This window comes from Streptomyces typhae (assembly GCF_009755605.1).
GTDB classification, from domain to species: Bacteria; Actinomycetota; Actinomycetes; order Streptomycetales; family Streptomycetaceae; genus Streptomyces; species Streptomyces typhae.
In genome coordinates this window covers 145,308-170,053 of sequence record NZ_WPNZ01000014.1, presented here as the reverse complement: position 1 = coordinate 170,053, position 24,746 = coordinate 145,308, and the positions used below count along the sequence as shown (strand labels likewise).

The 24,746-nt window shown below is 71.8% G+C and carries 29 protein-coding genes; 21 read left to right on the top strand and 8 right to left on the bottom strand.

Annotated features, from left to right (window positions below; all coding sequences use genetic code 11):
• Positions 1 to 14: 14 nt before the first annotated feature.
• The gene (locus GPA10_RS25455) at positions 15 to 809 is read right to left on the bottom strand and encodes a response regulator transcription factor (protein ID WP_157167518.1); all 795 of its coding nucleotides are present in this window, start codon (positions 807 to 809) and stop codon (positions 15 to 17) included.
• Positions 810 to 1,025: 216 nt separating this feature from the next.
• On the opposite strand from GPA10_RS25455, the gene GPA10_RS25450 reads away from it, so the two are divergent.
• The 11 genes from GPA10_RS25450 (at position 1,026) to ygfZ (ending at position 8,702) form a co-directional block, all read left to right on the top strand.
• Positions 1,026 to 1,937 carry an alpha/beta hydrolase gene (locus tag GPA10_RS25450; protein ID WP_246259703.1) on the top strand — a complete coding sequence of 304 codons (912 nt, stop codon included), beginning with the start codon at positions 1,026 to 1,028 and terminating at the stop codon, positions 1,935 to 1,937.
• 5 nt (positions 1,938 to 1,942) lie between these two features.
• Positions 1,943 to 2,197 carry a MoaD/ThiS family protein gene (locus GPA10_RS25445; RefSeq protein ID WP_058846344.1) on the top strand — a complete coding sequence of 85 codons (255 nt, stop codon included), beginning with the start codon at positions 1,943 to 1,945 and terminating at the stop codon, positions 2,195 to 2,197.
• Positions 2,198 to 2,207: 10 nt separating this feature from the next.
• Positions 2,208 to 3,464: a hypothetical protein gene (locus tag GPA10_RS25440; protein ID WP_198351698.1), complete on the top strand. Its 1,257-nt coding sequence runs from the start codon at positions 2,208 to 2,210 to the stop codon at positions 3,462 to 3,464.
• A gap of 138 nt (positions 3,465 to 3,602) precedes the next feature.
• Positions 3,603 to 4,355: an LmeA family phospholipid-binding protein gene (locus GPA10_RS25435; protein WP_157167516.1), complete on the top strand. Its 753-nt coding sequence runs from the start codon at positions 3,603 to 3,605 to the stop codon at positions 4,353 to 4,355.
• 246 nt (positions 4,356 to 4,601) lie between these two features.
• Positions 4,602 to 4,682 carry a putative leader peptide gene (locus tag GPA10_RS44090; protein ID WP_361843195.1) on the top strand — a complete coding sequence of 27 codons (81 nt, stop codon included), beginning with the start codon at positions 4,602 to 4,604 and terminating at the stop codon, positions 4,680 to 4,682.
• Positions 4,683 to 4,822: 140 nt separating this feature from the next.
• A complete protein-coding gene (locus tag GPA10_RS25430) occupies positions 4,823 to 5,668 on the top strand; it encodes a sulfurtransferase (RefSeq protein ID WP_058846341.1) in 846 nt (281 codons plus the stop codon).
• Positions 5,669 to 5,711: 43 nt separating this feature from the next.
• Positions 5,712 to 5,999 (top strand): DUF1416 domain-containing protein, encoded by a 288-nt coding sequence (locus GPA10_RS25425; RefSeq protein WP_030362227.1) that lies wholly within the window; start codon positions 5,712 to 5,714, stop codon positions 5,997 to 5,999.
• A gap of 119 nt (positions 6,000 to 6,118) precedes the next feature.
• On the top strand, positions 6,119 to 6,376 hold the full coding sequence (locus GPA10_RS25420) for a DUF3099 domain-containing protein (protein ID WP_157167515.1): 258 nt from the start codon (positions 6,119 to 6,121) through the stop codon (positions 6,374 to 6,376).
• A 263-nt stretch (positions 6,377 to 6,639) separates the two neighbouring features.
• Positions 6,640 to 7,212, top strand: coding sequence for a heme-binding beta-barrel domain-containing protein (locus tag GPA10_RS25410; protein ID WP_058846339.1), 573 nt, complete (start codon positions 6,640 to 6,642; stop codon positions 7,210 to 7,212).
• 16 nt (positions 7,213 to 7,228) lie between these two features.
• Positions 7,229 to 7,702, top strand: coding sequence for a Fur family transcriptional regulator (locus tag GPA10_RS25405; protein WP_058846338.1), 474 nt, complete (start codon positions 7,229 to 7,231; stop codon positions 7,700 to 7,702).
• Positions 7,703 to 7,736: 34 nt separating this feature from the next.
• Positions 7,737 to 8,702 carry a CAF17-like 4Fe-4S cluster assembly/insertion protein YgfZ gene (ygfZ, locus tag GPA10_RS25400; RefSeq protein WP_157167514.1) on the top strand — a complete coding sequence of 322 codons (966 nt, stop codon included), beginning with the start codon at positions 7,737 to 7,739 and terminating at the stop codon, positions 8,700 to 8,702.
• Between the two features lie 249 nt (positions 8,703 to 8,951).
• On the opposite strand, the gene dtd is transcribed toward ygfZ, so the two are convergent.
• Positions 8,952 to 9,377 (bottom strand): D-aminoacyl-tRNA deacylase, encoded by a 426-nt coding sequence (dtd, locus tag GPA10_RS25395; RefSeq protein WP_058846453.1) that lies wholly within the window; start codon positions 9,375 to 9,377, stop codon positions 8,952 to 8,954.
• Between the two features lie 199 nt (positions 9,378 to 9,576).
• Here dtd and GPA10_RS25390 point away from each other — a divergent pair, with 199 nt between their 5' ends.
• Together GPA10_RS25390 and GPA10_RS25385 are read left to right on the top strand one after the other, a co-directional pair.
• Positions 9,577 to 10,293 carry an RsiG family protein gene (locus tag GPA10_RS25390; protein WP_425505815.1) on the top strand — a complete coding sequence of 239 codons (717 nt, stop codon included), beginning with the start codon at positions 9,577 to 9,579 and terminating at the stop codon, positions 10,291 to 10,293.
• A gap of 337 nt (positions 10,294 to 10,630) precedes the next feature.
• Positions 10,631 to 11,614: an asparaginase gene (locus GPA10_RS25385; protein ID WP_157167513.1), complete on the top strand. Its 984-nt coding sequence runs from the start codon at positions 10,631 to 10,633 to the stop codon at positions 11,612 to 11,614.
• Between the two features lie 356 nt (positions 11,615 to 11,970).
• On the opposite strand, the gene GPA10_RS25380 is transcribed toward GPA10_RS25385, so the two are convergent.
• A complete protein-coding gene (locus GPA10_RS25380) occupies positions 11,971 to 12,156 on the bottom strand; it encodes a hypothetical protein (protein WP_058846335.1) in 186 nt (61 codons plus the stop codon).
• A gap of 226 nt (positions 12,157 to 12,382) precedes the next feature.
• On the opposite strand from GPA10_RS25380, the gene GPA10_RS25375 reads away from it, so the two are divergent.
• On the top strand, positions 12,383 to 13,297 hold the full coding sequence (locus tag GPA10_RS25375; protein ID WP_157167512.1) for a GntR family transcriptional regulator: 915 nt from the start codon (positions 12,383 to 12,385) through the stop codon (positions 13,295 to 13,297).
• 55 nt (positions 13,298 to 13,352) lie between these two features.
• On the opposite strand, the gene GPA10_RS25370 is transcribed toward GPA10_RS25375, so the two are convergent.
• Positions 13,353 to 13,541 (bottom strand): hypothetical protein, encoded by a 189-nt coding sequence (locus tag GPA10_RS25370; protein ID WP_058846333.1) that lies wholly within the window; start codon positions 13,539 to 13,541, stop codon positions 13,353 to 13,355.
• Between the two features lie 135 nt (positions 13,542 to 13,676).
• Between GPA10_RS25370 and GPA10_RS25365 the strand changes: the two genes are divergently transcribed.
• Together GPA10_RS25365 and GPA10_RS25360 are read left to right on the top strand one after the other, a co-directional pair.
• Complete coding sequence (locus GPA10_RS25365; protein WP_157167560.1) at positions 13,677 to 14,615, top strand: winged helix-turn-helix domain-containing protein; 939 nt, start codon at positions 13,677 to 13,679, stop codon at positions 14,613 to 14,615.
• Positions 14,616 to 15,386 (top strand): HAD family hydrolase, encoded by a 771-nt coding sequence (locus GPA10_RS25360; RefSeq protein ID WP_343041305.1) that lies wholly within the window; start codon positions 14,616 to 14,618, stop codon positions 15,384 to 15,386.
• A gap of 10 nt (positions 15,387 to 15,396) precedes the next feature.
• On the opposite strand, the gene GPA10_RS25355 is transcribed toward GPA10_RS25360, so the two are convergent.
• Positions 15,397 to 16,377, bottom strand: a complete 981-nt coding sequence (locus GPA10_RS25355) for a hypothetical protein (protein ID WP_157167511.1) — start codon at positions 16,375 to 16,377, stop codon at positions 15,397 to 15,399.
• A gap of 223 nt (positions 16,378 to 16,600) precedes the next feature.
• On the opposite strand from GPA10_RS25355, the gene GPA10_RS25350 reads away from it, so the two are divergent.
• The 3 genes from GPA10_RS25350 to GPA10_RS25340 all read left to right on the top strand — a co-directional run bounded on the left by GPA10_RS25350 (position 16,601) and on the right by GPA10_RS25340 (position 18,809).
• The gene (locus GPA10_RS25350) at positions 16,601 to 17,698 is read left to right on the top strand and encodes an aminoglycoside phosphotransferase family protein (RefSeq protein WP_157167510.1); all 1,098 of its coding nucleotides are present in this window, start codon (positions 16,601 to 16,603) and stop codon (positions 17,696 to 17,698) included.
• 105 nt (positions 17,699 to 17,803) lie between these two features.
• Positions 17,804 to 18,601 (top strand): helix-turn-helix domain-containing protein, encoded by a 798-nt coding sequence (locus tag GPA10_RS25345; protein WP_157167509.1) that lies wholly within the window; start codon positions 17,804 to 17,806, stop codon positions 18,599 to 18,601.
• Positions 18,594 to 18,809, top strand: a complete 216-nt coding sequence (locus GPA10_RS25340) for a DUF397 domain-containing protein (protein WP_157167508.1) — start codon at positions 18,594 to 18,596, stop codon at positions 18,807 to 18,809. The genes GPA10_RS25345 and GPA10_RS25340 overlap by 8 nt, the downstream gene beginning before the upstream one ends.
• On the opposite strand, the gene GPA10_RS25335 is transcribed toward GPA10_RS25340, so the two are convergent.
• A complete protein-coding gene (locus GPA10_RS25335; protein WP_157167507.1) occupies positions 18,790 to 19,458 on the bottom strand; it encodes a TetR/AcrR family transcriptional regulator in 669 nt (222 codons plus the stop codon). The genes GPA10_RS25340 and GPA10_RS25335 overlap by 20 nt on opposite strands.
• 75 nt (positions 19,459 to 19,533) lie before the next feature.
• On the opposite strand from GPA10_RS25335, the gene GPA10_RS25330 reads away from it, so the two are divergent.
• Positions 19,534 to 21,591, top strand: coding sequence for a HelD family protein (locus tag GPA10_RS25330; protein WP_157167506.1), 2,058 nt, complete (start codon positions 19,534 to 19,536; stop codon positions 21,589 to 21,591).
• 217 nt (positions 21,592 to 21,808) lie between these two features.
• On the opposite strand, the gene GPA10_RS42750 is transcribed toward GPA10_RS25330, so the two are convergent.
• Both GPA10_RS42750 and GPA10_RS25320 read right to left on the bottom strand, forming a co-directional pair.
• Positions 21,809 to 23,071 (bottom strand): pyridoxal-phosphate dependent enzyme, encoded by a 1,263-nt coding sequence (locus tag GPA10_RS42750; protein WP_157167505.1) that lies wholly within the window; start codon positions 23,069 to 23,071, stop codon positions 21,809 to 21,811.
• Between the two features lie 29 nt (positions 23,072 to 23,100).
• Positions 23,101 to 23,820, bottom strand: coding sequence for a peroxiredoxin-like family protein (locus tag GPA10_RS25320; protein WP_157167504.1), 720 nt, complete (start codon positions 23,818 to 23,820; stop codon positions 23,101 to 23,103).
• 250 nt (positions 23,821 to 24,070) lie between these two features.
• Here GPA10_RS25320 and GPA10_RS25315 point away from each other — a divergent pair, with 250 nt between their 5' ends.
• Entirely contained in the window at positions 24,071 to 24,667 is a 597-nt protein-coding gene (locus GPA10_RS25315; RefSeq protein ID WP_343041304.1) for a TetR/AcrR family transcriptional regulator, read from the top strand.
• The last annotated feature ends 79 nt before the right edge of the window (positions 24,668 to 24,746 follow it).

Genomic DNA, 24,746 nt, shown 5'->3' with positions numbered 1-24,746 from the left:
CTACGCGGATGGAGTCACCCCTGAGCAGGGCGTGCGACGGCTTCCTTCGTCCGTCCCGCGGCCGGTCGGGGCGCCCGCTCGTCCGCGGGCCGCGGCGTCGCCGCCTTGGCGCTCTCCTCGTCGGCCCTGCGGTCGACCTTCTCCGGGACGACGAAGCGGTAACCCACGTTCCGGACGGTGCCGATCAGCGACTCGTGCTCGACGCCGAGCTTGGCCCGCAGCCGCCGTACGTGCACGTCGACCGTCCGCGTACCGCCGAAGTAGTCGTAGCCCCAGACCTCCTGGAGGAGCTGGGCGCGCGTGAAGACCCGACCCGGGTGCTGTGCGAGGTACTTGATCAGCTCGAACTCCTTGAAGGTCAGGTCGAGGACCCGGCCCTTCAGCTTCGCGCTGTACGTCGCCTCGTCCACGGAGAGATCGCCGTTGCGGATCTCCATGGGGGAGTCGTCGGCGGTGATCTCCTTGCGGCCCATGGCCAGGCGCAGGCGCGCCTCGACCTCGGCGGGGCCCGCGGTGTCCAGGAGGACGTCGTCGATGCCCCAGTCAGCGGTGACGGCGGCGAGGCCGCCCTCGGTGACCACGAGCACCAGCGGACACCCGGGTCCCGTGGACCGCAGGAGCTGACAGAGGCTGCGGATCTGGGGCAGGTCGCGGCGCCCGTCGATCAGGATGACGTCGGCACCGGGGGTGTCGACGAGCGCGGGTCCTTCGGCGGGCGCCACCCGCACGTTGTGGAGGAGCAGGCCGAGGGCGGGAAGCACCTCCGCCGACGGCTGGAGGGCGTTGGTGAGGAGCAGCAGAGAACTCATCGCGGCCCACCTGCCCGGGGTGCCTGCCTGATCTTGTGAGCCTTCTGACTGTCGTGCACGTTTCGCTCGCCCATTACGTCGGTTCCTCCTCGGTCCCTACGAGGACGTATGTGGCACTGCTTCGTACGGATGCTGCGGGATGCAACTCGCGCCGGAAAGCACGAAAGGACCCGGGGGCTTCGCTGCCCGGATCCTCTGCGCAGCAGAATAGCCCACATGAGTTCCGGTTCGGCAGGTCGAACGGCGCGATCTTCTGTGCGCCCGATCACTGACGTTCAACGCAGCGTAACGCTGCGTACGACGCTGTGTGCGGCGGACGGAGTGGCGATCGAGGCCGCGTACCACCCGGGCCCCGGGCCCGTCGGGGGTCCCGCGGTCGTGCTCGCGCACGGCTTCACAGGAGATCTGGGGCGCCCCCACGTACGCCGGGCCGCCGCGGTGTTCGCGCAGCGTGCGGCCGTGATCACCTTCTCGTTCCGGGGGCACGGGGGGTCCGGCGGGCACTCAACGGTCGGCGACCGTGAGGTGCTCGACCTCGCCGCCGCGGTGGCGTGGGCGCGCTCGCTCGGCCATGTGCGGGTGGCGACGGTCGGCTTCTCGATGGGCGGTTCCGTGGTGCTGCGGCACGGGGCGCTGCACGGGCCGCTGCACGGGGGGCGCACGGAAGCGCGCAGTGACGCGGTCGTGTCCGTGAGCGCACCGGCCCGCTGGTTCTATCGGGGGACGGCACCGATGCGGCGGCTGCACTGGGTGGTGACGCGGCGGTCGGGGCGGATGGTCGGGCGGCTCGGTCTGCGCACCCGGATCCACCCGCACGAGTGGAACCCCGTGCCCCTGTCGCCGACGGAGGCCGTGCCGCTCATCGCCCCGACGCCGCTCCTGATCGTGCACGGCGACCGGGACCCGTACTTTCCGGTCGACCATCCGCGGATGCTGGCCGCCGCGGCGGGCGCATCCGGCGAGCTGTGGCTGGAACCCGGCATGGGCCACGCGGAGCACGCCGCGGACGACGCCCTCCTGGAGCGGATCGGCGCGTGGCTCACGGCATCATGGACGTCGGCAACCGCCGGAGAGACGCCGGCGACGGCCGATGAGACGTCGGCAGCCGCCGATGAGAGGAAGGGCTGAGCTGAATGGCAACGGGCACTATCCGGTACTGGGCCGCGGCCAAGGCCGCCGCGGGTGTCGCCGAGGAGCCGTACGCCGAAGCCACGCTGGCCGAGGCCCTCGGCGCGGCCCGGGTGCGACACCCCGGGGAACTCGACCGTGTGCTGCGGCGCTGTTCGTTCCTCATCGACGGCGACCCCGTGGGTACCCGAGCCCATGAGACGGTACGGCTTGCCGAGGGCGGCACGGTCGAGGTGCTCCCGCCGTTCGCAGGAGGATGACCCGTACGCGATGAGCAGCAACGAACCGTACGACCCTTATCAGCAGCAGCAGTACGCGCAGCCGCAGCCCCAGCAGCAGCCGCAATATCACCAGCACCAGCACCAGCAGTACCACCAGCAGCAATACCAGCAGGATCCGCAGCAGTACCAGCAGCAGCACCCGCAGTCCTACGACGGGTACGCCGCGCAGGGTTATCCACAGGCCGACGGGTCCTGGGGACAGCAGGACCCCTACGCGCAGCAGCAGTACGCGGCGGAGCCCGCCCAGCAGTGGGAGGGGCAGACCTGGGAGACGTCCGTGCAGGCGCCGCTGCCCGTGGTGGACGTGACCGAGACGGCGTATCTGCCTCCGCAGGCCTATACCGAGCCCCCGCCCGGGTACCAGCAGGCCGCGGCCGGTCACCCCGGCGCCCACTACCAGGAGCCCGGCAGCGGCGCCGTGCCCGCGGCGGACCCCGAGGAGGCGGCGGAGCCCGGCTACGGTCCCCCGACCGTCACCGGCAACGCCCGCGTCACCGACGCCCAGCGGGCACGGGCCGAAGGGCGGTCGCCGGTCATAGAGCCGGGGATGCAGCCCGCGCTGCTCACCGCCCTCCTCGGGCTGCTGCTCGCCGGGGCCGCCGCCGTCGGGCAGTACGCGCTGCTCGTACCGCTGGTGGCCCTCCAGGCGGTGACCGCCGCCGGATGGTTCCGGCTGAACGGGATGTGGCCCGCGCGCCAGGGCATCGCGCTCGCGTTCCTCGGCGGTGTCGTCGCCGACGTCGCGCTGCTCGCCACCGGCGAGGGCGACGCCCCGGCCGCCATCCTCGGCACCCTCGGCGTCTGGGTGCTGCTCGTCCTCGTCCTCCAGCTGCGCAGCCGCGCCGGTGCCGACGAGCGGATGTACGGGCTGATGGCCACGGTCGCCTCCAGCGCGCTCGCGATCATCGCGGCCGGGCATCTGGCCGCCGCCCACGAGGCCGCCACCGTCGGCGGTGCAGCCGTGGCGATGGCCGTGATCGCCCGCGCCCTGCCGCTGCCGACGCCCGCGTCGCTGGTCGTGGCGCTGCTCGCGGCGGCGGGCGCCGGCATCGCGGTCGGCGGGGCGACCGACTTCGGCAGCAAGGGCGCCCTGCTCGGGCTCGCCGCCGGTGTGTGCGCCCTGATCGGGCACCGCGTCGCCTCGTACGACTACCCCTCGCGGTTCGTGCACTTCACGGCCGGGGTCGCGCTGCCGCTCGCGGCCGCCGCGCCCGCCGTGTACCTGCTGGGGCGCGCACTCGGCTGACGGTCAGCCGCCCGCCGGGGCGGCGCCCGAACGTCACATTAGGTCTACAGTCCCCGGCCGGGCACGAAGGCCGGGGACGCTTCCCTTAGGCTCGCGGCAGGTACGGACAACCAAGGCGGGGGACGGGGAACAGCAGGCATGAGCAAACGCGCGATACGCATACTCCTGATCGTCGTGGTCGTTCTCGGCGGTCTCTTCGTCGCGGCCGACCGGTTCGCCGTGTCCTTCGCGGAGAACGAGGCGGCGGAGAAGATCAAGTCGAAGGAGGGGCTCAGCAGCACCCCGGACGTGTCCATCAAGGGCTTCCCGTTCCTGACCCAGGCCCTCGGCGGCAAGCTCGACGACGTCGAGATCGGCATGAAGGACTACGACGCCAAGTCCGGCGGCGACACCATCCGCGTCGCCGACCTCAGCGCCACCATGCACGGCGTCGACTTCTCCAGCGACTACAGCTCCGCCACCGCCGACCGGGCCGCGGGCGTCGCCCGGATCTCGTACGACGAGCTCCTGAAGGCCGCCAAGTCCGAGCCGGTGAAGCTGCCGCTCGGCGCCACCGGTGAGGTCGTCGGGCTCTCCGACGGCGGCAACGGCAAGATCAAGGTCGAGGTCGAGGTGAGCAAGGGCGGCACCAAGCTCCCCAAGCCCGTGCACGTGCTGAGCAGCCTGCGGGTCGAGGGCGACGCCATCAAGGTGCACGCCGACACCATCCCCGACAAGCTCGAAGTGCTCGGCGTCTCGCTGCCGCTGCCCGAGGGCATGGTCCGCGACGTGACGGACTTCGAGGAGCAGATCAGCGATCTGCCGGGCGGCATCGAGCTCGACACGGTGCAGGCGGCGCCGGACGGCGTGGACGTGGCGGTGAAGGGCGAGAACGTGGACCTGATGTCCTGAGCGTCCTGAGCGCACGCGGCGGTGCCGGGGGATCCGGTAGGTGCGTGTAGCACGAATAGTTGTCCGTAGTACGAGACGTGGGCGTCCGTTCCTCAGATGGGGGGCGGGCGCCCACGGCGCGTCCACGGGGCGCCGGACCCGCGCGACCGGCCGGGAATCGACTCGCCGACCGCATTCTGGACGAAAACGTCTCAGTATTCGACACGCCGGTGACACGGCCGCCCCTGCGTCCCTACGATCGGTCGCATGCATCGACAGGCGGACCTCACGAAGCGGCGGGCAGTGGACCTGTGCCGCGTCGCCGCCATGCTCTGTCGCGCTCTCTGAGCGGGATGCCCCTTTCCCGTATTCCCCAGGCCCGCTGACCGCCGTCAGGGCCCTCCCGTGCTGTACGCCCGTGCCTCCCCGCACCCGTGTATCCGCACCCCCCGTTCCGCCCCGCCGCACCTGCTCCGGAGGAGAAACGCATGAGCCGCAGCGACGTCCTGGTAGACGCCGACTGGGTCGAGGCCCACATCGACGACCCGAAGGTCGTCCTCGTCGAGGTGGACGAGGACACCTCGGCGTACGACAAGAACCACATCAAGAACGCGATCCGCATCGACTGGACGAAGGACCTCCAGGACCCGGTCCGCCGCGACTTCATCGACCAGGAGGGCTTCGAGAAGCTCCTCTCCGCCAAGGGCATCGCGAACGACTCCACCGTCGTCCTCTACGGCGGCAACAACAACTGGTTCGCCTCGTACGCCTTCTGGTACTTCAAGCTCTACGGCCACCAGGACGTGAAGCTCCTCGACGGCGGCCGCAAGAAGTGGGAGCTGGACTCCCGCGACCTGGTCGACGGCGCGCAGGTGCCCCAGCGCGAGGCCACCGACTACAAGGCCAAGCCGCAGGACACCTCCATCCGTGCCTTCCGCGACGACGTCGTCGCCGCGATCGGCGCGCAGAACCTGGTCGACGTGCGCTCGCCCGACGAGTTCTCCGGCAAGCTGCTCGCCCCGGCCCACCTCCCGCAGGAGCAGTCGCAGCGCCCCGGCCACGTGCCGAGCGCCCGCAACATCCCGTGGTCGAAGAACGCCAACGACGACGGCACCTTCAAGTCGGACGACGAGCTCAGGGCCCTCTACGAGGACGAGCAGGTCGACCTCGCCAAGGACACCATCGCGTACTGCCGCATCGGTGAGCGCTCGGCCCTGACCTGGTTCGTGCTGCACGAGCTGCTCGGCCAGACCAACGTCAAGAACTACGACGGCTCCTGGACCGAGTACGGCTCCCTCGTCGGCGTGCCGATCGAGCTCGGCGCCAACAAGTAGGACCACCCGACCTTCCTTCCCCCTAGTTCCCCTGGGAGTACACATGTGTGGAGCCAAGGCCGGCGGCCCGGACGCTTCGACGATCAAGCCCGGTGAGACCACCATCCAGGGCCAGGTGACCCGCGACGGCGAGCCCGTCACCGGTTACGTGCGCCTCCTGGACTCGACCGGCGAGTTCACCGCGGAGGTGCCCACCTCCGCCACCGGCCAGTTCCGCTTCTACGCGGCCGAGGGCACGTGGACCGTGCGCGCCCTGGTCCCGGGCGGCTCGGCGGACCGTACGGTCGTCGCGCAGACCGGCGGCCTCGCGGAGGTCGCGATCGCCGTCTGAGCGATCTCGCTGCCGGTGCCGTCGCCGCCCGGCGACGGCACGCGCACGGGCCGCAGGGCCGCACCCCAGGGGTTGGACGCCGCTGGAGGGGTGCGGCCCTTCGGTTTTACGCTGGAGACATGTACGCGCGACGGCGCCATGTGTACTTCGCCATGATGGGGACCTGCGTGGCCCTGTTCGTCCTGGCCTGGGGCGTCGTGCGGCTCTGGTCGGTGCCCGTGGCCGTCGGCATGTGCGTCGTCGCCATGGTGATACCGCCGCTCGCCGCCATCACCGCCAACCGGCGGGGGCCGGACGACCGCTGGTGGGACGATCCCTCGGGAGACCCCAAGTCCGACGAGTGGTGGAACGAGCTGGACGGAAGACGACGGCACTGACTACGGCACTGACGGGCCGGGACGCGGGTGGGCCACCTCGGCGAGAGACGGTCGCACAGCCCGACTACAGTGGGGTACGGCTCTGTGCCCACCGCCCGCATCCTCACAAGGAATCAAGGAGCACCCCGTGCTTGAGGCCTTCTTCTCCGCTCTCCTCGTCCTGGTCTGCGTCGGCGTCCTCGCCTTCGCGGGTCTGACCGTGAAGAAGCTGTACCAGGGCCAGCGCTGACCGCACCCCCCACCGAGAGACTCCTGAGCACCCCATGATCGAGATCCCGTCCGACCTGCACCGTGACCTCGTCCCCCTCGCCTGGCTCCTGGGCAACTGGGCGGGCGCGGGCGTCACCGACTTCCCCGGCTCGCCGAAGGCGAATTTCGGCCAGGAGGTCTCCTTCACGCACGACGGGCGGGACTTCCTGGAGTTCCACTCGCACACCTGGGTGCTCGACGCCGAGGGCAACAAGGTGGAGCCGCTGGAGTCCGAGTCGGGCTTCTGGCGCATCGATGCGGACCGCAAGGTCGAGGTCGTCATGGTCCGCCAGGACGGCGTCGTCGAGGTCTGGTACGGCGAGCTGGCCGACCAGAAGCCGCAGATCGACCTGGCCACCGACGCCGTCGCCCGCACCGCCGCCTCCGGCCCGTACACCGGCGGCAAGCGCCTGTACGGCTATGTGAAGGGCGACCTGATGTGGGTCGGCGAGAAGCAGACGCCCGATGTGCCGCTGCGGCCGTACATGTCGGCGCAGCTCAAGAAGGTCGTCACACCCGAGGACGTCGCCGAGATGGCACGGAACCTGGGCGACCTGCCGGACGACGGCATCGCGTTCTTCAAGTAGGCCTAGACTCGGGGGCGTGGTGAGTGCCGACTCCGACTGGAAGAGCGATCTGCGGCAGCGCGGGTATCGCCTGACGCCGCAGCGCCAGCTCGTGCTCGAGGCCGTGGACGCCCTGGAGCACGCGACCCCCGACGACATCCTCTGCGAGGTCCGCAGGACGGCGTCGGGGATCAACATCTCCACCGTCTACCGGACCCTGGAGCTCCTTGAGGAGCTGGGCCTGGTCAGCCACGCCCACCTCGGGCACGGCGCGCCCACGTACCACCTCGCGGACCGCCACCACCACATCCACCTGGTGTGCCGGGACTGCACGGGCGTGATCGAGGCCGACCTGGACGTGGCCGCCGACTTCACCGCGAAGCTGCGCGAGCAGTTCGGGTTCGACACCGATCTGAAGCACTTCGCGATCTTCGGCCGCTGCGCGACGTGCGCGGGCGGCGCGGAGGCGGAAGCGGCGCCCGACGCGGCACGCGTCTCCGACGCGGAATAAGTCGCGGGGCCCACGGGTCGTAACCTTTGTGAACATGAAGAGCCCCTTGCTGTCGCTGCCCGGCGCCGTCCCCGCGGAGGGCGTGGACGAAGGCGTCGCCGCCCACTACGGCGATCTGTTCCGCGAGCAGCGCGCCCTCGCCGACGGCGCGGGCCTCGTCGACCTCTCCCACCGCGGTGTCGTCACCGTCACCGGCGCCGACCGGCTGAGCTGGCTGCATCTGCTGCTCACCCAGCACGTCAGCGAGCTGCCCGCGGGCCGCGCCACGGAGGCGCTGATCCTGTCCGCGAACGGACACATCGAGCACGCCCTGTACCTCGTCGACGACGGCGAGACGATGTGGGCCCACGTCGAGCCCGGCACCCAGGACGCCCTCGTCGCCTACCTGGAGAGCATGAAGTTCTTCTACCGCGTCGAAGTCGCCGACCGCACCGCCGAGTTCGCCGTGGTGCACCTGCCCGCCGGGTCCATCGCGCCGGTGCCCGAGGGGGCCGCCGTACGGGAGACCCCGCACGGCCGTGACGTCTTCCTGCCGCGCGGTGAGCTGTCCGCGTACGCCGAGGGGAACGGGCCCGTCGCCGGGCTCCTCGCCCACGAGGCGCTGCGTGTCGAGCAGCACCGGCCCCGGCTCGCCTTCGAGACCGACCACCGCACCATTCCGCACGAGCTGGGCTGGATCGGCAGCGCCGTCCATCTCCAGAAGGGCTGCTACCGAGGTCAGGAGACCGTCGCCCGCGTCCAGAACCTCGGCAAGCCGCCGCGGCGCCTGGTCTTCCTCCACCTGGACGGCAGCGAGGTGCACCTGCCGGCGCACGGTACGCCGCTCCACCTCGCCGCCGACGGGCCCGAGGGGCGCAAGCTCGGCTTCATCACCACCTCCGTGCGCCACCACGAGCTGGGGCCCATCGCCCTCGGGCTCATCAAGCGGAACGTGCCCCTCGACGCGGAACTCCTTGCCGGCACGACCGCAGCCGCCCAGGAGCCCGTGGTGACCCCGTAGCACTCTGTTCCGCTCTTTCCCCCACCCACCCGCCCTTCCATCGCGCTCCGCGCTCGTCCTCAATCGCCGGACGGGCTAGATATGTCGCCGGTGCGGCAGAGTCCTTGCGCGCGCGGCGAAGTATTCAGCCCGTCCGGCGTTTGAGGACGAGGCGCGGAGCGCCGACAGGGCTGGGGTCCAGGGGGCGCAGCGCCCCTGGTTACGGGAAGGGGTGGGGTTGGGGTGCCCCCGGCAGGGCGGGCGGGGGCGTCACATGTCCAGGAGGACCGTGAACGGGCCGTCGTTCGTCAGGCCCACGCGCATGTGGGCCCCGAAGCGCCCCGTCGCCACGGTCGCACCGAGCGCCCGCAGCCGCGCGACGACCTCCTCGACGAGCGGCTCGGCCACCTCCCCGGGAGCAGCCGCGTTCCACGTGGGCCGCCGCCCCTTGCGCGCGTCCCCGTACAGCGTGAACTGACTGATCACGAGCAGCGGCGCACCCACGTCCGAGCAGGACTTCTCGTCCTGGAGCAGCCGTAGGGACCAGAGCTTGCGGGCGAGCTGCCCGGCCTTCTCCGCGGTGTCGCCGTGGGTGACACCCACGAGCACGCACAGCCCCTCGCCCACGATCTCGCCGACCGTCTCGCCGTCCACGACGACGCTCGCCCCGTCCACCCTCTGCACCACCGCACGCATGCGCACCATCATGCCCTGCCCGAGCACGCCGCCAGTGCGCCGGTCCAGAACCCCCCATCCGGGGCCGATTGGGGGCATCACGCACAGAGCGGCCACTTGGGGTGGCACGATGCTCCCACGCGGTGTACCGCGCCGGCTGAGGGGACGGTAGAGCCACATGAGCACACCCAGTACGCCCAGTACGCCCAAGGCGTCCGACATGCCCTGGTCGCCGGGGGCGAGACGGGCGGCCGGGACCAGCGGGACGGCCGGCACGGGCGGGGCAGCCGGTGCGGGCGGGACGGCCGGAGTGAGCGGAGCAGGAGGGACGCAGGTGTCCCGGCCGCCCACCCAGCGCACCGGCAGCCCCCTGCTGCCCGACGCGCCCGCGCACGACCTGCCCGCACTCCGCCTCCCCGCGCTGCGGGAGCTGCGCCGCTCCACCCAGCAGGACGAGGCGGACCTGAGTTACGTACGCAGGCTGCTACAGGGGCGCATCGACATCCTGCGGGCCGAGACCGCGCGCCGCAGCCGCCCGCGCGCGGACACGGCGGGGAGTGCGGGCGCCGCCCGCGCCCAGGGTTCCCCGGCGGCCCCGGGCGCCCCGGACGCGCCCCTGGTCGTCGACCGGCTCCCGGAGATCCTCACCGACGGCCCCGCCCGGCACCGCTCGTCGGCCCGGCACGTGACCCTCGGCACGCCCCACAGCGAGGAGTACCGGCGCCTCGCCGCCGACATGCTCTCCGAGGTGGCGCTCTCCGACCTGGCCGCCCGTACGGACGAGGAGCTGCACGCCGCCATGGGGCGCCTGGTCCGGTACGAACAGCAGGTGTCGCGGCGGCGTCAGGAGATGCAGCGCACCACGGACGATTGCAGTGCGGAGATCGCACGCAGGTACCGTGAAGGCGAAGCACAAGTAGACGACCTGCTCGCGTGACCCCGCCGACCCGGCGGACGCCGCCGCCCCGCCGGGCCCGGTGACCTCCCGGGGACCGGTCCGGGGACCGGCACCTGCCGCGATCGACGATCCCGGCGGACGCCGGCGCCGGGCGGCCACCACGATCCCGGACCCCGTGATCGCGGAGCCGCTCCGGACCCGGCCCCCCAGGGGCCGCGGTCCCGGCGCCACGGCACCGGGCGGCTGACGCGACCACGGTCCCGGTGCCGCGCCCGCGAGGGGCGGCGGCCAGGACCCCGGTCCCGGCAGCGGCCCGCGCACCGGCCGGGCCACCGCGCGAGCGGTCGTCGCACCGCCCGCACCCGGAAGGCCGAAGATGACGCCGACGTCAGCCGCCACCAGCAGCACCCCCGCCATACCGCCGGTCCTCGCCGAGGTCGTCAGGTCCGGCTTCGTCGAGGGCCGCCACCGGGGCAGCCTGGTGCTGCTCGGCGCCGACGGCGACGTGCAGCTCGCGCTCGGCGACGTCACGGCGCCCGTGTTCCCGCGCTCCACCAACAAGCCGATGCAGGCCGCGGCGGTGCTGCGGGCCGGACTGGAGCTTTCGGGCGAACGCCTCGCCCTGGCCGCCGCCAGCCACTCCGGGGAAACGTTCCACCGGGATCTCGTGCAGAAGATGCTCACCGAGCACCGGCTGACCGCCGCCGAGTTGCAGTGCCCGCCCGATCTGCCGCTCGACCCCGTCGAGACCGAGACCTATCTCGCCGCAGGCGCGGTCCGTGACCGGGTCACCATGAACTGCTCGGGCAAGCACACCGCCATGCTCGCGGCCTGCGACCTCAACGGCTGGCCCAAGGAGAGCTACCTCGACCCCGAGCACCCGCTCCAGCGCCTGATCCGCGACGTGATCGAGGAGGCCGCGGGCGAGCCCGTAGCCGCGGTCGGCACGGACGGCTGCGGCGCGCCCCTGATGGCCATATCCCTGACCGGCCTCGCCCGCGCCTACCGGCACTTCGTCCTGGCCCCCGCCGGAAGCGCCGAGCGCCGGGTCGCGGACGCCATGCGCGCCCACCCCGAGTACGTCGCCGGGACCCGGCGTCCCGACACCTGGCTGATGCGTGAGGTGCCGGGAGTGCTGTCGAAGATGGGCGCCGAGGCGGTGCAGGCAGTCGCGCTGCCCGACGGCCGGGCCCTCGCCTTCAAGATCGACGACGGCGCGACCCGGGTGCTCGGCCCCGTCCTGGCACGCGCCCTGCGCCTGCTCGGCACCGACGCGCCGGTCCTCGACCGCATCGGCAGCGCGCCGCTCCTGGGGGCGGGGCGCGAGGTGGGCGAGATACGGGCCGTATACGGGCCGTGAGCTGACGGTGGGCGGCCGGAGGGCCGTCCTCAGGAGTGTCGGCGGCGGGGTGCTCCACAGGTGTGGGTCACCCCGCCGCCTTTTCCGCAGGGCTCCCGGCCGGTCCCCCGAGGGTCCTCGCCCAGTCCCCTCGGGGCTCCCGCCCGATTTCCCTTGGCTCTTCCGGCTCTTCCTGCTTTTCAAAGCTCTGCAGGGGCTCTGCAGGGGCTCTTCAGGGGCCCGGGCCCGGCGTGGCGGGGCCTGTTGGCGGCCCGGGCCCCTGGTCGGACGGCTGACCGAACTCCCGGCTCCCCTCCGGATGAGAGCTCGGCCAGCCCGTGTGCGGGCCGGGACGGCCCGGCGCGGTGCGCGCCGGGTCAGCCCGACTGGGTGAGCAGCAGCACGAGGATCAGTGCCCCGATGCCGCCGCAGGTGGTGTTCTTTGCCTTGATCCCCACGGTGATCAGCACGAACGCGATGATGCCAAGCGGGCCGTACTTCCACTGCACGAGCTGCTCGAACCCGAGGGCGAGGGCGGCGACGACGATGGCGATGAGCGGCATGACGGTCCCCCTTCCGGTACGGGGGCGGCGGACCCCCAGCCGGCTGCCAACCGTTCGATCCGGGCGCCGGGTTCGGCCCGGCACTCCGGGGTGGTGGCCAACCCCCCGAAGAGTCCGACCATGTCACCCAAGTTGGCTACCAACTCCATCTGAGTTATCTCCTCGATGGTACGTCTCATAACCACCTTCTCAGCAACTCCCCAAAGATGGCGAGAAGTTGTACGGTTTGGTTGTGAGTGCGGACCACACCTCCGTCAACGAGCGGAAGGCGCCGAGCGCGCCTCCTCACCGCTCGCACCACGATGTGGCAGACGAGCTGCGCGACCGGATCAGGTCCGGCCGCCTGCGGCCGGGCCAGCGCATGCCCACGCAGGCGGAGTTGGCCGTCGAGTTCGGCGTGGAGCGCGGGACGGTGCGCCAGGCGCTGCGCATCCTCCAGAGCGAGCAACTGCTCGCCAACGTGTCCAAGGGCAGCCCGGCCACGGTCGCGACCCCCTCGGCGCCGAGCCACGACGAGGTCCGCCCCGAGCCCACCATGGTCGGGCTCGCCCCGCGCATCGCCGCGGCCTTCGAGTCGGCGCACGTGGAGATCGACGCGCTCTGTCTCACGTCGATCTCCCTGACGATGGCGATCGGCGAACCGCTGCGGCAGATCCACGCCGGACAGCTGAAACCGGCCAAGGTCGACGTGCGGGTGCTGCTGCCGAGCCGGGACATCGATCTGGCCTTCCCGGCACCGGTCGAGGGTGAGGACGAGGGCGGCCATGTGCACCGCCGCTGGCTCGACCAGCGCAACGCCCAGGGCCAGGTCCTGCGCCACAACCTCACCGCGCTGCGGCAGTCGCACGGCATCGACGTACGGGTGGAGTTCCGGGCCCTGCCCTTCACCCCACCCGTGAAGCTGTACCTGCTCAACGGCACGGAGGCGCTGTTCGCGTACTACACGCTGGCCAAGCGGAACGAGGAATTCGGCCAGGAGTACCTGGAGATGTGGGACGCGGAGGGAACGCAGTCGATGCTGTTCCCGTTCCATCAGGGGGACGGGCTGCGGGACACGACGTTCGTGGAGCAGTCCCATCTGTGGTTCAACGCCCTCTGGGAGACGATCAGCGAGGACCTGAAGCTGCACCCCGGCCCGTAGACCGGGGCTCAGCCCGAGGCCGTGATCCCGGCCCCGGCCCCGGCCCCGATCCTGGTCACAGGGCGGGGCCCGTCACCATCAGGGCGAGTACGGCCGCCCCGATGGAGCTGCAGGTGGGGTTCTTCGCCTTGACGCCCACGGTCAGCAGGAGCAGACCGATGATGCCGAGGGTTCCGTACTTCCACTGCACGATCTGTTCGACGCTGACGGCGAACACGGCTGCGAGGAGGGCTATGGCGGGCATGATGGTTCCCCCTTCTGCCATCTCATGGTGAGTTGGCAACCAACTCACTTGAGTTGTCCCCACTTGGTAAGCGCTCATAAACAACTTCGAGTCAACTGCCGCAAGATGGCGTCCAGTTGTTCCGAGTTGTATCGTCTGGTCGTGACCAAGGAGAACGGTGCAGTGAACGGCAGCAGAAAGACCTCCCCCCAGGACATCGCCGACGCCCTGCGCGACCGCATCCGTACCGGCACCCTCAAGGCGGGTGACCGCCTCCCCACCCAGGCCAAGCTCGCCGAGGAGTTCGGCGTGGAACGCGGCACGGTGCGGCAGGCACTGCTCTCGTTGCAGCGGGACGGGCTGCTCAACCACATCAGCAGGGGCAGCCCGCCGCGGGTCGCGGAAGGCTCCGCCGCCCCGGTGCCGCCCGTCGCCCAGCCCCAGCCGCAGCCGTCGATGGTGGCGCTCGCCCCGCGCCTCGCCGAGGCCTTCGGCGAGCCGCACGTACGCGTCGACGTGGTCTCGTACACGGCGGAGACCCTGATGAACGCCGTCATGGAGCCGATCCGGCAGATCCACGAGGGGCGGCTGCGGCCCGAGTCGATCGACGTAAGGATTCTGCTGCCGAGCAGCGAGATCAATCTGGCCTTCCCGGTGCCCGTGGAGTCCGACGACGAGCGGGACCGGGACCGGCTGCACCGGCGCTGGCTGGCGCAGCGCAACGCCCAGGGCCAGGTCCTGCGCCACAACCTCGGCGCGCTGCGGCAGTCGCACGGCATCGACGTCCGGGTCACGTTCCGCGCGCTGCCGTTCACGACGCCGGTGAAGCTGTACCTGCTCAACGGTACGGAGGCGCTGCTCGCGTACTACACCCTTGAGCGGGCGCAGCTGACGTTCGACGCGGACACCGAGGGGCGGGCCGCGGGCGCCGAACGCCTCGAGCCGGTGGAGGCCTACGACGTGGGCGGGCTCACCGCGGCGCTCTTCTCCTTCACCGACGGCAGCAGCCCGCGCGACACCGGCTTCGTCGAAGAATCTCAGAAGTGGTTCGCCGCCCTCTGGGAAACGATCACTACGGACCTAACACTCTCTTAGGTGACCGGTGACGCGAATAACCTCCCGACCGATGCCTCGACCGATGCCTCGACCGATGCCTCGACCGAACCTCGGGCCGACGCGACCGACGGCCTGCGCGACCTGATCGGCCGCGCCCGCTTCGTCCTCTTCGACTTCGACGGGCCCGTCTGCCGGCTCTTCGCCAGCCACTCCGCGGCGATGGTGGCCCGGCAGCAGGTCGAGTGGCTGGCGGAACAGGGTCTCCACGGCCTCCTGGAGGACGGGGTACGGGACGACCCGGACCCGCACAGCGTCCTGCGTGCCGTGGACCATCGCCACCCCGACAGCGACCTCGTCGTCGAACTGGAGGAGCGGCTCACACGTGAGGAGCTGAAGGCGGTGGTGTCGGCGTGGCCGACCCCGTACGCGGACGCCCTGATCCGGACCTGGACGGCCGTCGGCGTCCGGCTCGCCATCGCCACCAACAACTCCCCGCGCGTCGCCGCAAGCTACCTCTCCGACCGCGGCCTCCTCGACTGCTTCGCCCCCCACATCTACGGCCGCACCCACGACCTCCAGCTCCTCAAGCCGAACCCGTACTGCGTGACCCGGGCGCTGTCCGCCATGGGGGCGCACCCGTCGAGCGCCCTCCTGATCGGGGACAGCCCGACGGACTACGAGGCGGCGCGGGCGGCGGGGGTGGAGTTCTTGGGGTACGCGCGCAACGAGCACAAGGAGGAGTTGCTGCGAGAGGTGGGGGCGGAGGTGGTGGTGCGGTCGTTGGGGGCGGTGCTCGACTGCCTCCGGTGACGCGACTGCCTCAGGTGAGGGGCGGCGGTCGCCACACCCGGTCCGCGTCGGAGAAGACGGGGTTGCGCGGCCGTATGCCCCCGAGGACGACCCACAGGTTGTTGAACCACTCCATGTGGAACTCCGCGATCTGCTTCGTCGACCGGGTGCGGGCCGTCCTGTCCCAGCCGATGAGCCGGGCAGGACCGTGCCGGATGCCGAAGCCCTCGGCGTCCAGGATGTCCAGGGTGCGCCCGCGCCTGCCGACCTGGACCGTGTCCCGCCGGATGCCGTATGTGCCGTAGTAGACCTTCTGCTCGTTGAGGATGTAGAGCTTGGACACCGGGGTGTGCGGGGACTCGCGCAGCTCGCAGGTGATGGTCACGTCGGGGTTCTCCAGTTCCACACGGTCCAGGAGGACCTTGAGCTGGTGCCAGAACTTCCTGGCGAACTCGTCGCGCATGCGCCGCCGGTTGTCGGGTGAGTCCGAGAAGTAGCAGACGCCGCTGTCGTCCGGTGCCGGCGTCAGCGCACCGGGCAGGCCCATGGGGGAGTTCAGGCTGACGATGACGATGCGCAGCGTCAGCTCCTTGGTCTGCGAGCCGCGGTCGCGCAGCCGTATCAGGGGTTCCTTGACGGCGGCGTACAGCGTCTCCGTGGTGAACCCGACGAAGTAGAGGTGCACGTGCGTCGCCTCGAAGGCTTCCTTGATCGGCTCGGCGATGGCGTCGACAGTGTCGAGGACCTCCACGCCCTCCGCCTCCTGAACGGTGTCGGAGGCGCTGATGGCGTTGAAGAGGACGAGGGCGATGACGGAGAAGTACGTGGTGCTGAGGAAGTCACCGCCCTTGAGGGCGTCTCCCAGGGGGTCGATCAGCTCCGCCGCCAGACTGAGCGCCGCCACACCGCCGAGGAGCCACCGGGTCAGTCGCGGCTGGATCTCCGCGAAGTCGCGCCGAGCCGCCGCCAGAGCGGGAAAGCGTGGACCCGAACCGTGGCGGCGTGCGGTCAACGAGCACTCCTCCCGTAGGCCGCACCATGATGCCGGGGTGCACTTTGTTGTGCCAGAGGCGTGCATGACATGCGATGTGCGGTCGTTCTGATGCGCGCACGTTCACCCCTCAAGGCGATCTCAAGGGGGGCCGGGCAGGCTTCACCGAATCCACAGGAGTACGTTTGCCCCGCTCCATCATCATCAGTGCAATCGGTCCGCCGCGTGAGAGCCGAGAACTGCCATGTCAGCCGAGTCGACGACGTCCGCGGCCAGGGATCGCGCCGCGCGGGCGGGCGGTGGCGTGGCGGCGATCGTGGGGCCGCTCCAGGGGTACCACCACGAGACGTACGTCGCCCCCCTCCCTGACGAGGCCGGTTACGGGCAGGGCACAGAGGGCACGGAGCAGGCGGAGCCGTGGCGCTGGAAGTTCAGGGAGCCGCGTGCGGCGCTGCTCTGGTTCGACCGGCGCTGCTTCCTCTCCGAGGAGGAGCTTCTCGTCGCGCTCGCGGGGCGTGTCCGGTGGATCCCCGAGGTCAAGGAGAAGGACGGCTTCAGGCTCCAGCGCTTCATCGAGGGGCGGACGCTGGGTGCTTCCTCGCCCGCCGGAACGTCTCTGCCGGACGACGTGGTCGAGCAGATCATCACCCTCTTCCGGCAGTTGGTGGCCGTGGCGCCGGGCACGCTCACGGTGAAGCGAAGATGCCTGGAGCGGGACCGGGTGCCTGACGGCGACACCGCCGGATTCCTCAAGGGCCTCATCCGCTTCACCGAGGAGCGCGTCTACCTGCGCAACGAGCCCCGTTTCGGGCGCCTGTTCAAGGAGTTCGCCATCGACCGGAACTCCTTCCAGGTCCTGCGTGACCGGGTCAAGGGCATGGAGAGCCGCCCCTTCACCCTGCTGCACGGTGACCTGCACCGGGAGAACTTCATCGTCGACCCGGACGACCGGCTGTGGACCATCGACTGGGAGCTGGCGATGGTCGGCGACCCCCTGTACGACCTCGCCACCCATCTGCACCTGATGCGGTACCCGCAGGACCAGGCCGACGAGGTGGCACACCGCTGGCGCCTGGCGGTCGAGGACGTCCGCGCGGGCAGCGCCGCGGGCTGCAAGGAGGACCTGGAGCTGCTGCTCGCGTACAAGCGGGCGCAATCCGTCTTCACCGACGTCATCCGCACGGCCGAGGTGCTCGGCACCACCCCTGACCGTGACGACGACACCCTCCACCACGCGGCGGCCAAGCTCCACCAGGTCCTCACCGCCGGAGCCCCGGCGCTGGGCCTGCCCGACCCCCCGGAATGCCCGGACATCGAACTCGCCCTCAAGCGCTGGGCATGACCCGGGAGGGTGACGGAGCGGTGAGGCCGCCCTCCGCGTGAAGCGCCGCCGCTAGCCTGGCCCCGCTCGATGACCCGGTACGGCGGTACGCCAAGGGAGTTGGCCATGGGTGACACCTACGGGGACTGGCTCAGGGAACAGCGTGAGGCTGCCGGGTTCACGCAGCAGCGGCTCGCCGATGAGGCGATCATGTCCCGTACGCATATCGCGCACATCGAGGCGGGGCGCCGAGTGCCGTCCGCGGAGGATGCGCTGCGGCTCGACAGGGCGTTGAACACGGGGGATGTGTTGAGTCGGTTCCGGCCCGGCAAGGACCGGAGACCGGTGGCCCCGCACTTCGAGTCGGCACTCGTGTTGGAGCAACAGGCCACGATGATCCGTGAGTTTGCGCTGTCCTACGTGCCGGGAATCCTCCAGACGAAGAGGTACGCGGACGCCGTACTGCGGGTCGGCTTCCCGCCGTTGAGCAGCGAGGAGCGCGGCAACGCGGTTGCCACCCGGCTTGAGCGCGCGAAGATCCTCACCGATCCGGTGACGCCCGTGGTCTGGGCCCTGCTCGACGAGGCAGTGCTCAGCCGCCCGGTCGGAGGCCGTGAGGCCATGGCGGAGCAGATCACGCACCTTGTACGACTGGTTGAGAGCGAGCGCGTGCGCTTGCATGTGATGCCGTTCAGCCTGGGCGCGCATCCGTTGCTCGAAGGCATGACGGCGTTGATGTGGTTCGAGGATCAGCCGCCCGTCGCCTATACGGAAGTGATGCACTCAGGCGAGTTGCACGATTCCCCCGCCTCGGTCGAACGGTTCCAAGCCGCCTACGATCTCGCGCTAGGCGACGCACTGCCGCTGAAGGAATCACTTGCCCTGATGAGGGCGACGGCGAAGGGTTACGGTCACCATGGTTGATCACCACATACCGAACACCTCCACGCTGAGCGGCTGGCGCAAGTCGTCGTACAGCGGCTCCTCGGAGGGCAGTTGCGTCGAAGTGCTGGACGGTCACCCCACAGGCATCCCCGTACGTGACTCCAAGGCGGCCGACGGCCCCGCCCTGCTCGTCGAGGCGGACGCCTGGTCGGCCTTCGTCTCCGGCGTCAGGAGTGGCGCCCTGTAAAGGACGGCAGCCCCCGGTCCAACTGGTCGAAAGCCCGGTTCGCGGCGCGTACGGCGTCCGGGTGGACGTCGCGCGCCCGCTCTCCCGCGTCGACGCGGCGCCAGTTGTCCAGGGCCAGGACCCGCTGCGCCGCCAGGATCTGCGCGGCGGCGAGGCGGGCGTCGAGGGAGCCCTCGCCGAGCGCGTCCGCGAGGGCCCGCTCGGATCGCTCCTGGTAGGTGTGGAGGCGGGCGACCAGCGACGGTGAGGTGTAGAGGAGCTGGTGGAAGGCGAGGACGCCAGGGGCGTCGTTGAGGCCCGTCACCGGGTCGTGGCGGTCCAGGCCGGCCAGGAAGTGGGCGCGCAGCGCGGCCAGCGGGGAGTGGCCCCCGGGGCGGCCGGTCACGACGCGGGCCGCCTCGTCCTCGTGGTCGGCGAACCGGTGCAGGACGAGGTCCTCCTTGGCCGGGAAGTACCGGAACAGCGTCGGCTTGGAGATCTCCGCCGCCGCGGCGACCTCCGCCACCGACACCTTGTCGAAGCCGCGCTCCAGGAACAGCGCGATCGCCGCCTCCGAGACCGCCTCGTAGGTGCGCTGCTTCTTGAGCTGCCGCAGGCCCGTGGGGGCGCCGGGCGCGGGCGTCGCCCTCGTGTCCTTGCTGCCGGTCATGCCCGACAGTGTACTCCCATGGCGAGTCTCGGTTATAAACGTAACTCGGTAACGTTTTCTCGTATGCTCGACGGCATGACACCACTTGACGAAGCGCTCGGGCAGGAGCGCCGCTACCACGACACCTGCCGCGCCGCCCTCGCCGCGATGGTCGACGGCGCGCAGGAGCACGTCGTCACCGGCGAGCAGGTGTCGGCGTCCGGGGCGGACGCCGAAGTGCTCGGTTACGAGCTGCGCAGCAGGGCCAAGGAGATGCGCGAACTCCCCGACGCGCCGCTGTTCTTCGGCCGCCTCGACTTCGACGCGCACGCCCCGGAGGCGGGCGACCACCGCGGCCAGCGCTACCACGTCGGCCGGCTGCGCGTCACCGAGCACCCCTCCGCCCCGCCCCTCGTCGTCGACTGGCGCGCCCCCGTCTCCCGCGCCTTCTACCAGGCGGGCACCCGCGACCCGCAGGGCGTAGCCGTACGCCGCCGCTTCGGCTGGGCACCGGGCAGCAGCGGCGACTCCGCGGACCTGACCGGGCTTGAGGACGAGCACCTCACGGAGCCGGACCAGGGAGACACCGTCCCTGTGGGGCGCAGCCGCATCCTCACCGGTGAGATCGAGCGGCCCCGCGTCGGCCCCATGCGGGACATCGCGGCCACCATCCAGCCCGAGCAGGACGACCTGGTACGGGCCGGACTCGCCGACTCCGTCTGTGTACAGGGCGCCCCCGGTACCGGCAAGACCGCCGTCGGCCTGCACCGCGCCGCCTACCTCCTCTACACCCACCCCCAGCGCATCCAGCGCTCGGGCCTCCTGATCCTCGGCCCCAACCGCACCTTCCTGCGCTACATCGCCGAGGTGCTGCCCTCCCTCGGCGAGACCGGGGTGCGCCAGTCAACCGTCCTCGACGAGATCGCCCGGCAGCCGGTGCGGGCCCTCGACACGGACGCGGCGGCCGCCGTCAAGCACGACGCCCGGATGGCGCGCGTGCTGCGGCGCGCGCTCTACGCCCGCGTGCGGGCCCCCGCCGAGCCCCTCGCGGTGCCGGACGGCTCGTACCGCTGGCGCGTGCCCGCCGGTGACCTCGACCGGATCGTCGCGGACGTCCGCGCGGAGGAACCCCCGTACGAGACCGGCCGCGAGCGCGTGCGCACCCGGGCCGTACGCCACATCCAGGAGCAGGCCGAACGCCGCGCCGGCCCGGTCGGCAACGCCTGGCTGAAGCGGATCTCCCGCGCCCGCCCCGTCTCCGCGTTCGTCGACGCGGTGTGGCCGAAGGCCCGCCCCGAGGACGTGCTCGCCGCGCTCCTCGCCGACGCGGACGCCCTGGCGGCTGCCGCCGACGGCATCCTGTCCGCGCGGGAACAGCGGGACCTGCTGTGGGCGCGGCCCCCGCGCTCGTACAAGTCCGCGCGCTGGAGCGCCGCCGACCTCGTCCTGCTCGACGAACTCGCCGGGCTCGTCGAACGGCCCCCGGGCTACGGCCACATCGTCGTCGACGAGGCGCAGGACCTCTCCCCGATGGAGTGCCGGGCCATCGCGCGGCGCGCGGGCTTCGGCTCCCTCACCGTCCTCGGCGACCTCGCCCAGGGCACCACGCCGTGGGCGGCGAGGACCTGGCAGGACCAACTCGCCCACCTGGGCAAGCCCGACACCGCCGTGACCGCCCTGACCACCGGCTTCCGCGTCCCGCAGGCGATCCTCGCCCTCGCCAACCGGCTCCTCGCCGGGCTCGGCGTCGACGTGCCGCCCGCCCGGTCGCTGCGCGGCGACGGCGAGGTGGCTGTGCACCGGGTACGGGACGTCGACGCGGGCACCGTCGACGCGGTACGCCGGGCCCTCACCCGCGAGGGCTCGGTCGGCGTCGTCGTCGCGGACGCCGCCGCGGACCGGGTGCACGCGGCCCTGACGGCCGCGGGCGTCGCCGCCGCGGGCCCCGACGAACTGGGCGCCCGCGTCACGGTCGTGCCCGCGACGGTCGCCAAGGGCCTGGAGTACGACCACGTGATCGCCGTCGAACCCGCCGACGTCGTGGCGGCGGAGGCGCGCGGCACCCATCGGTTGTACGTGGTGCTGACGCGGGCGGTTTCGCGGCTGGATGTGGTGTGCGGGAGGGGGGCGGGGGGGCTTCCTTGGGAGGCGTAGGGGCCTTGGGGGCCGGGGGCTCCGGGACTCCGGGGGCTCCGGGGCTGCCGGGGGGGCTCCGGGGCTGCCGGAGCTGCCGGGCCTGTCGGGGCTGCCGGGGCTGTCGGTAGTCCCTGGAGGCTCTGGCGTCCCTGCGGTCTCTGGAGGGCGGTGTTGCTCCCCCGTACGGAGCGGCTGCTGTGCGGCTGGGTACAGTGCGGCTGCTGTGCGGCTGGGCCTACGGAACCGGGGACCCGTAAGGGTTCGCCTCCCTGCCCTCCGTGTTGAGGAGGACCACCGTGGAGTGCGGGCCGACGGCGAGGTCGGCGCGGCGGGCCGGTGCCGCCGCGCCCGTGAGCGCGGCCCGCGCACCGGCCAGGGTGGCCGCGCCGCACGGTCCCGACGACACCCCGAGCGCGGTCAGGTCCCGTACCGCCGCCAGGGCGTCCGCGTCGGTGACCGACACCGCCGCGTCCAGGCCCCGCCGGAGGACCGGCCAGGCGAGCCGGGACACGGTGCCGCAGTTCAGGCCCGCCATCACCGTCTCCCGCGTGGTCACGGGCACCGGCTCGCCGCGCAGGAGTCCCGCGAGCGCGGGCGCGGCCGCCGTGGGCTCCACGGAGAGCAGCGCCGGGCCCCGGCCTCCCCGGTCTCCCCGGCCCCTGTCCTCCGGGTTGCGGCCGTCCTGGTCCTGGCTCCCGCCGTTCGGGTTGCGGCTGTCCTGGCTCCCGCTGTTCGGGTTGCGGCCGTCCGGGCCCCCGCTGTTCGGGCCCCCGCCGTCCGGGCCCCCGCCGTCCCGGCCCCCGCCGTCCCGGCTCCGGTAGTGCGTGACGGCCGCCTGCGCGAGCGACCCCACGCCCACGGGCACGGCCACGAGTTCCGGCGCTCCCGCGCCCGCTGCGGCGAGTTGGGCGTCGACCTCGGCGAAGAGCGTGGAGTACCCCTCCACGATCCACGCGGGCACCTCCTCGTACCCCTCCCAGGCCGTGTCCTGCACCAGCACCGACCCCTGCGCCCGCGCCGCGTCCGCCGCCGCCCGTACCGCCAGGTCGTAGCTCCCCGCGACCCGGGTCACCCGCGCCCCTTCCCCTTCGATCGCGGACACCGCCCCGGGGTGCACCCCCTGCGACACGAACACATGGGCCCGCTGCCCGAGCCGCCGCGCGATCCGGGCCACCGCACGGCCGTGGTTGCCGTCGGTCGCGGTGACCAGTTCCAGCGGGGCCTCGGGCGGCTGCCGCGCGAGGATCCGGTGCACCGCCCAGAACGCACCGAGCGCCTTGAACGCGGGCAGGCCGAGCCGCACCGACTCATCCTTGACGAAGACGCGGCCGACTCCCAGTTCCGCGGCGAGGGCCGGGACCTCCGTGAGGGGTGTGGGCACGTACTCGGCCAGCGACTCGTGGAAGGCGCGGACCCCGGCGGGCGGAGGCGGACAGCTCCACTGCCGGGCGGCGGGGTGCGCGTACCAGGGGGACGAGGGGGCGGTGGTGTCGGTCATGGGGCAACCCTGCCCGGGAGGCCGCGCGGTCAGCCCGAGGAGTCCGAAGAGGCCAAGGAGCCCGAAGAGCCCGAGGAGGCCAAGGAGCCCGAAGAGACCGAGGAGTCCAGGGAGTCCAGCGCCGCCAGGATGTCGGACGGCTCGGCCCGCACCGCGTAGTCGCTCGCCACGAACGCCCAGCGGATCACGCCGTCGCGGTCGATCACGTACGTCGCGGGCAGCGGCAGCGTCCGGGCGTGGCCGTCGTTCACGCGCTCCAGCTCGAAACCCAACTCGTCGTACAGAGAACCCAGTTCCTCGCCCAGGTCGAAAGCGATGCCGTACCGCTCTGCGACGTCGGAGCCGATGTCGCTGAGCACGTCGAAGGCCAGCTCCTCCTTCTGCGTCAGGGACAGCGACTCGTCCGGAATCTGCGGCGACACGGCGAGCAGCCGCGCGCCGCGCGCGGTGATCGCCTCGTGGTGGGCCTGGAGGGCGCGCAGGGCGAGGTTGCAGAAGGGGCACCACGCGCCCCGGTAGAAGGTGAGGACGACAGGGCCGTCGGCGAGCACGGCGGACAGCGACACCGGGCGGCCCGTCGCGGAGCCGAGCGTGAAGTCCGGCGCGCGGTCGCCCACGCGGGCGGCGCGCTCCACGATGCCGGACGCCGCCAGGGCGGCGGCGTTGCGGTCCATCGTCTCCATCCGGTCGGCGGAGAGCCTGACGTGCCGGTTGTCGTGCACGAAGCGGAGTTCGTCGCGAAGCGTCATGGGTGGAGCCGTCCTTGTCTGTCTGTACGGAACTTGGAACGACCGTTTCAGGATGAAGGGGGGACCGACGGAGCGTCAAGAGGTAACTTGGAACGCCCAGTTCAGGAACGTACGAGGCCGAGGCAGAGCCAGAGCCAGAGGCAGAGGCAGAGCCAGAGCCAGAGGCAGAGGCAGAGGCAGAGGCAGAGGCAGAGGTCGAGGCCGAGGTCGAGGTCGAGGCTGAGGCCGAGGGCAGAGGAGGAGTCGCGCCGTGCCCGACATCAAGCACTTCGACCCCGACCGCGCCCTGGAGCGCGCCGAACGCCTCTTCTGGCGGCACGGCGCCGCTACCACGTCCATCCAGGCCGTCACCGCCGAGACCGGACTCAACCGCTCCAGCCTGTACGCGACGTTCGGGGACAAGCGGGAACTGCACCTCGCCGCGCTGCGCCGCCATGTGCGGCTGAGGTCCGCGCCCGTCTGCGCGGCGCTGGCCGCCGACCCCCGCGGGCTGCCCGCCGTACGGGAGTTCTTCGCCGGTCTCGTGGACGCGCGCTGCGAGGGGGAGTACGCCCGGTGGGGCTGCATGCTCGTCAACGCGTACGCGGGTGAGGAGGCCGCGGACCCCGAGGTCCGCGCCGTCCTCGACGGCCACCACCGGAGCCTGCGGGACGCGTTCCGCGCCGTCCTGGAGACCGCGCGCGACCAGGGGCAGCTCGCGCCGGGCGTGGTGCCGGGGGACGGTGCGGAGGTGCTGGTACTGCTCGCGTACGGGGTGAACGTGCGGTCACGGGCGGGGGCCGGGGCGGGCGAGCTGCACCGGACGGTGGCGGCGGCGCTGGCGGGTCTCGCGTCCGGCTCGCGCTGACCCCGCATGGCGTCACCCCGGCGCATCGTGTCGTCTTCTTGACGCCTTCTTGACGCCTGAATGGCCCCCGGGGGCATGG

What these genes read in the sequence shown, in the direction of transcription:
- GPA10_RS25455 (WP_157167518.1), bottom strand. Translation starts at nt 809, where the DNA reads ATGAGTTCTCTGCTGCTCCTCACCAACGCCCTCCAGCCGTCGGCGGAG.
- GPA10_RS25450 (WP_246259703.1), top strand. Translation starts at nt 1,026, where the DNA reads ATGAGTTCCGGTTCGGCAGGTCGAACGGCGCGATCTTCTGTGCGCCCG.
- GPA10_RS25445 (WP_058846344.1), top strand. Translation starts at nt 1,943, where the DNA reads ATGGCAACGGGCACTATCCGGTACTGGGCCGCGGCCAAGGCCGCCGCG.
- GPA10_RS25440 (WP_198351698.1), top strand. Translation starts at nt 2,208, where the DNA reads ATGAGCAGCAACGAACCGTACGACCCTTATCAGCAGCAGCAGTACGCG.
- GPA10_RS25435 (WP_157167516.1), top strand. Translation starts at nt 3,603, where the DNA reads ATGAGCAAACGCGCGATACGCATACTCCTGATCGTCGTGGTCGTTCTC.
- GPA10_RS44090 (WP_361843195.1), top strand. Translation starts at nt 4,602, where the DNA reads ATGCATCGACAGGCGGACCTCACGAAGCGGCGGGCAGTGGACCTGTGC.
- GPA10_RS25430 (WP_058846341.1), top strand. Translation starts at nt 4,823, where the DNA reads ATGAGCCGCAGCGACGTCCTGGTAGACGCCGACTGGGTCGAGGCCCAC.
- GPA10_RS25425 (WP_030362227.1), top strand. Translation starts at nt 5,712, where the DNA reads ATGTGTGGAGCCAAGGCCGGCGGCCCGGACGCTTCGACGATCAAGCCC.
- GPA10_RS25420 (WP_157167515.1), top strand. Translation starts at nt 6,119, where the DNA reads ATGTACGCGCGACGGCGCCATGTGTACTTCGCCATGATGGGGACCTGC.
- GPA10_RS25410 (WP_058846339.1), top strand. Translation starts at nt 6,640, where the DNA reads ATGATCGAGATCCCGTCCGACCTGCACCGTGACCTCGTCCCCCTCGCC.
- ygfZ (WP_157167514.1), top strand. Translation starts at nt 7,737, where the DNA reads ATGAAGAGCCCCTTGCTGTCGCTGCCCGGCGCCGTCCCCGCGGAGGGC.
- dtd (WP_058846453.1), bottom strand. Translation starts at nt 9,377, where the DNA reads ATGCGTGCGGTGGTGCAGAGGGTGGACGGGGCGAGCGTCGTCGTGGAC.
- GPA10_RS25390 (WP_425505815.1), top strand. Translation starts at nt 9,577, where the DNA reads ATGCCCTGGTCGCCGGGGGCGAGACGGGCGGCCGGGACCAGCGGGACG.
- GPA10_RS25385 (WP_157167513.1), top strand. Translation starts at nt 10,631, where the DNA reads ATGACGCCGACGTCAGCCGCCACCAGCAGCACCCCCGCCATACCGCCG.
- GPA10_RS25380 (WP_058846335.1), bottom strand. Translation starts at nt 12,156, where the DNA reads ATGCCGCTCATCGCCATCGTCGTCGCCGCCCTCGCCCTCGGGTTCGAG.
- GPA10_RS25370 (WP_058846333.1), bottom strand. Translation starts at nt 13,541, where the DNA reads ATGCCCGCCATAGCCCTCCTCGCAGCCGTGTTCGCCGTCAGCGTCGAA.
- GPA10_RS25350 (WP_157167510.1), top strand. Translation starts at nt 16,601, where the DNA reads ATGTCAGCCGAGTCGACGACGTCCGCGGCCAGGGATCGCGCCGCGCGG.
- GPA10_RS25345 (WP_157167509.1), top strand. Translation starts at nt 17,804, where the DNA reads ATGGGTGACACCTACGGGGACTGGCTCAGGGAACAGCGTGAGGCTGCC.
- GPA10_RS25340 (WP_157167508.1), top strand. Translation starts at nt 18,594, where the DNA reads ATGGTTGATCACCACATACCGAACACCTCCACGCTGAGCGGCTGGCGC.
- GPA10_RS25335 (WP_157167507.1), bottom strand. Translation starts at nt 19,458, where the DNA reads ATGACCGGCAGCAAGGACACGAGGGCGACGCCCGCGCCCGGCGCCCCC.
- GPA10_RS25330 (WP_157167506.1), top strand. Translation starts at nt 19,534, where the DNA reads ATGACACCACTTGACGAAGCGCTCGGGCAGGAGCGCCGCTACCACGAC.
- GPA10_RS42750 (WP_157167505.1), bottom strand. Translation starts at nt 23,071, where the DNA reads ATGACCGACACCACCGCCCCCTCGTCCCCCTGGTACGCGCACCCCGCC.
- GPA10_RS25320 (WP_157167504.1), bottom strand. Translation starts at nt 23,820, where the DNA reads ATGACGCTTCGCGACGAACTCCGCTTCGTGCACGACAACCGGCACGTC.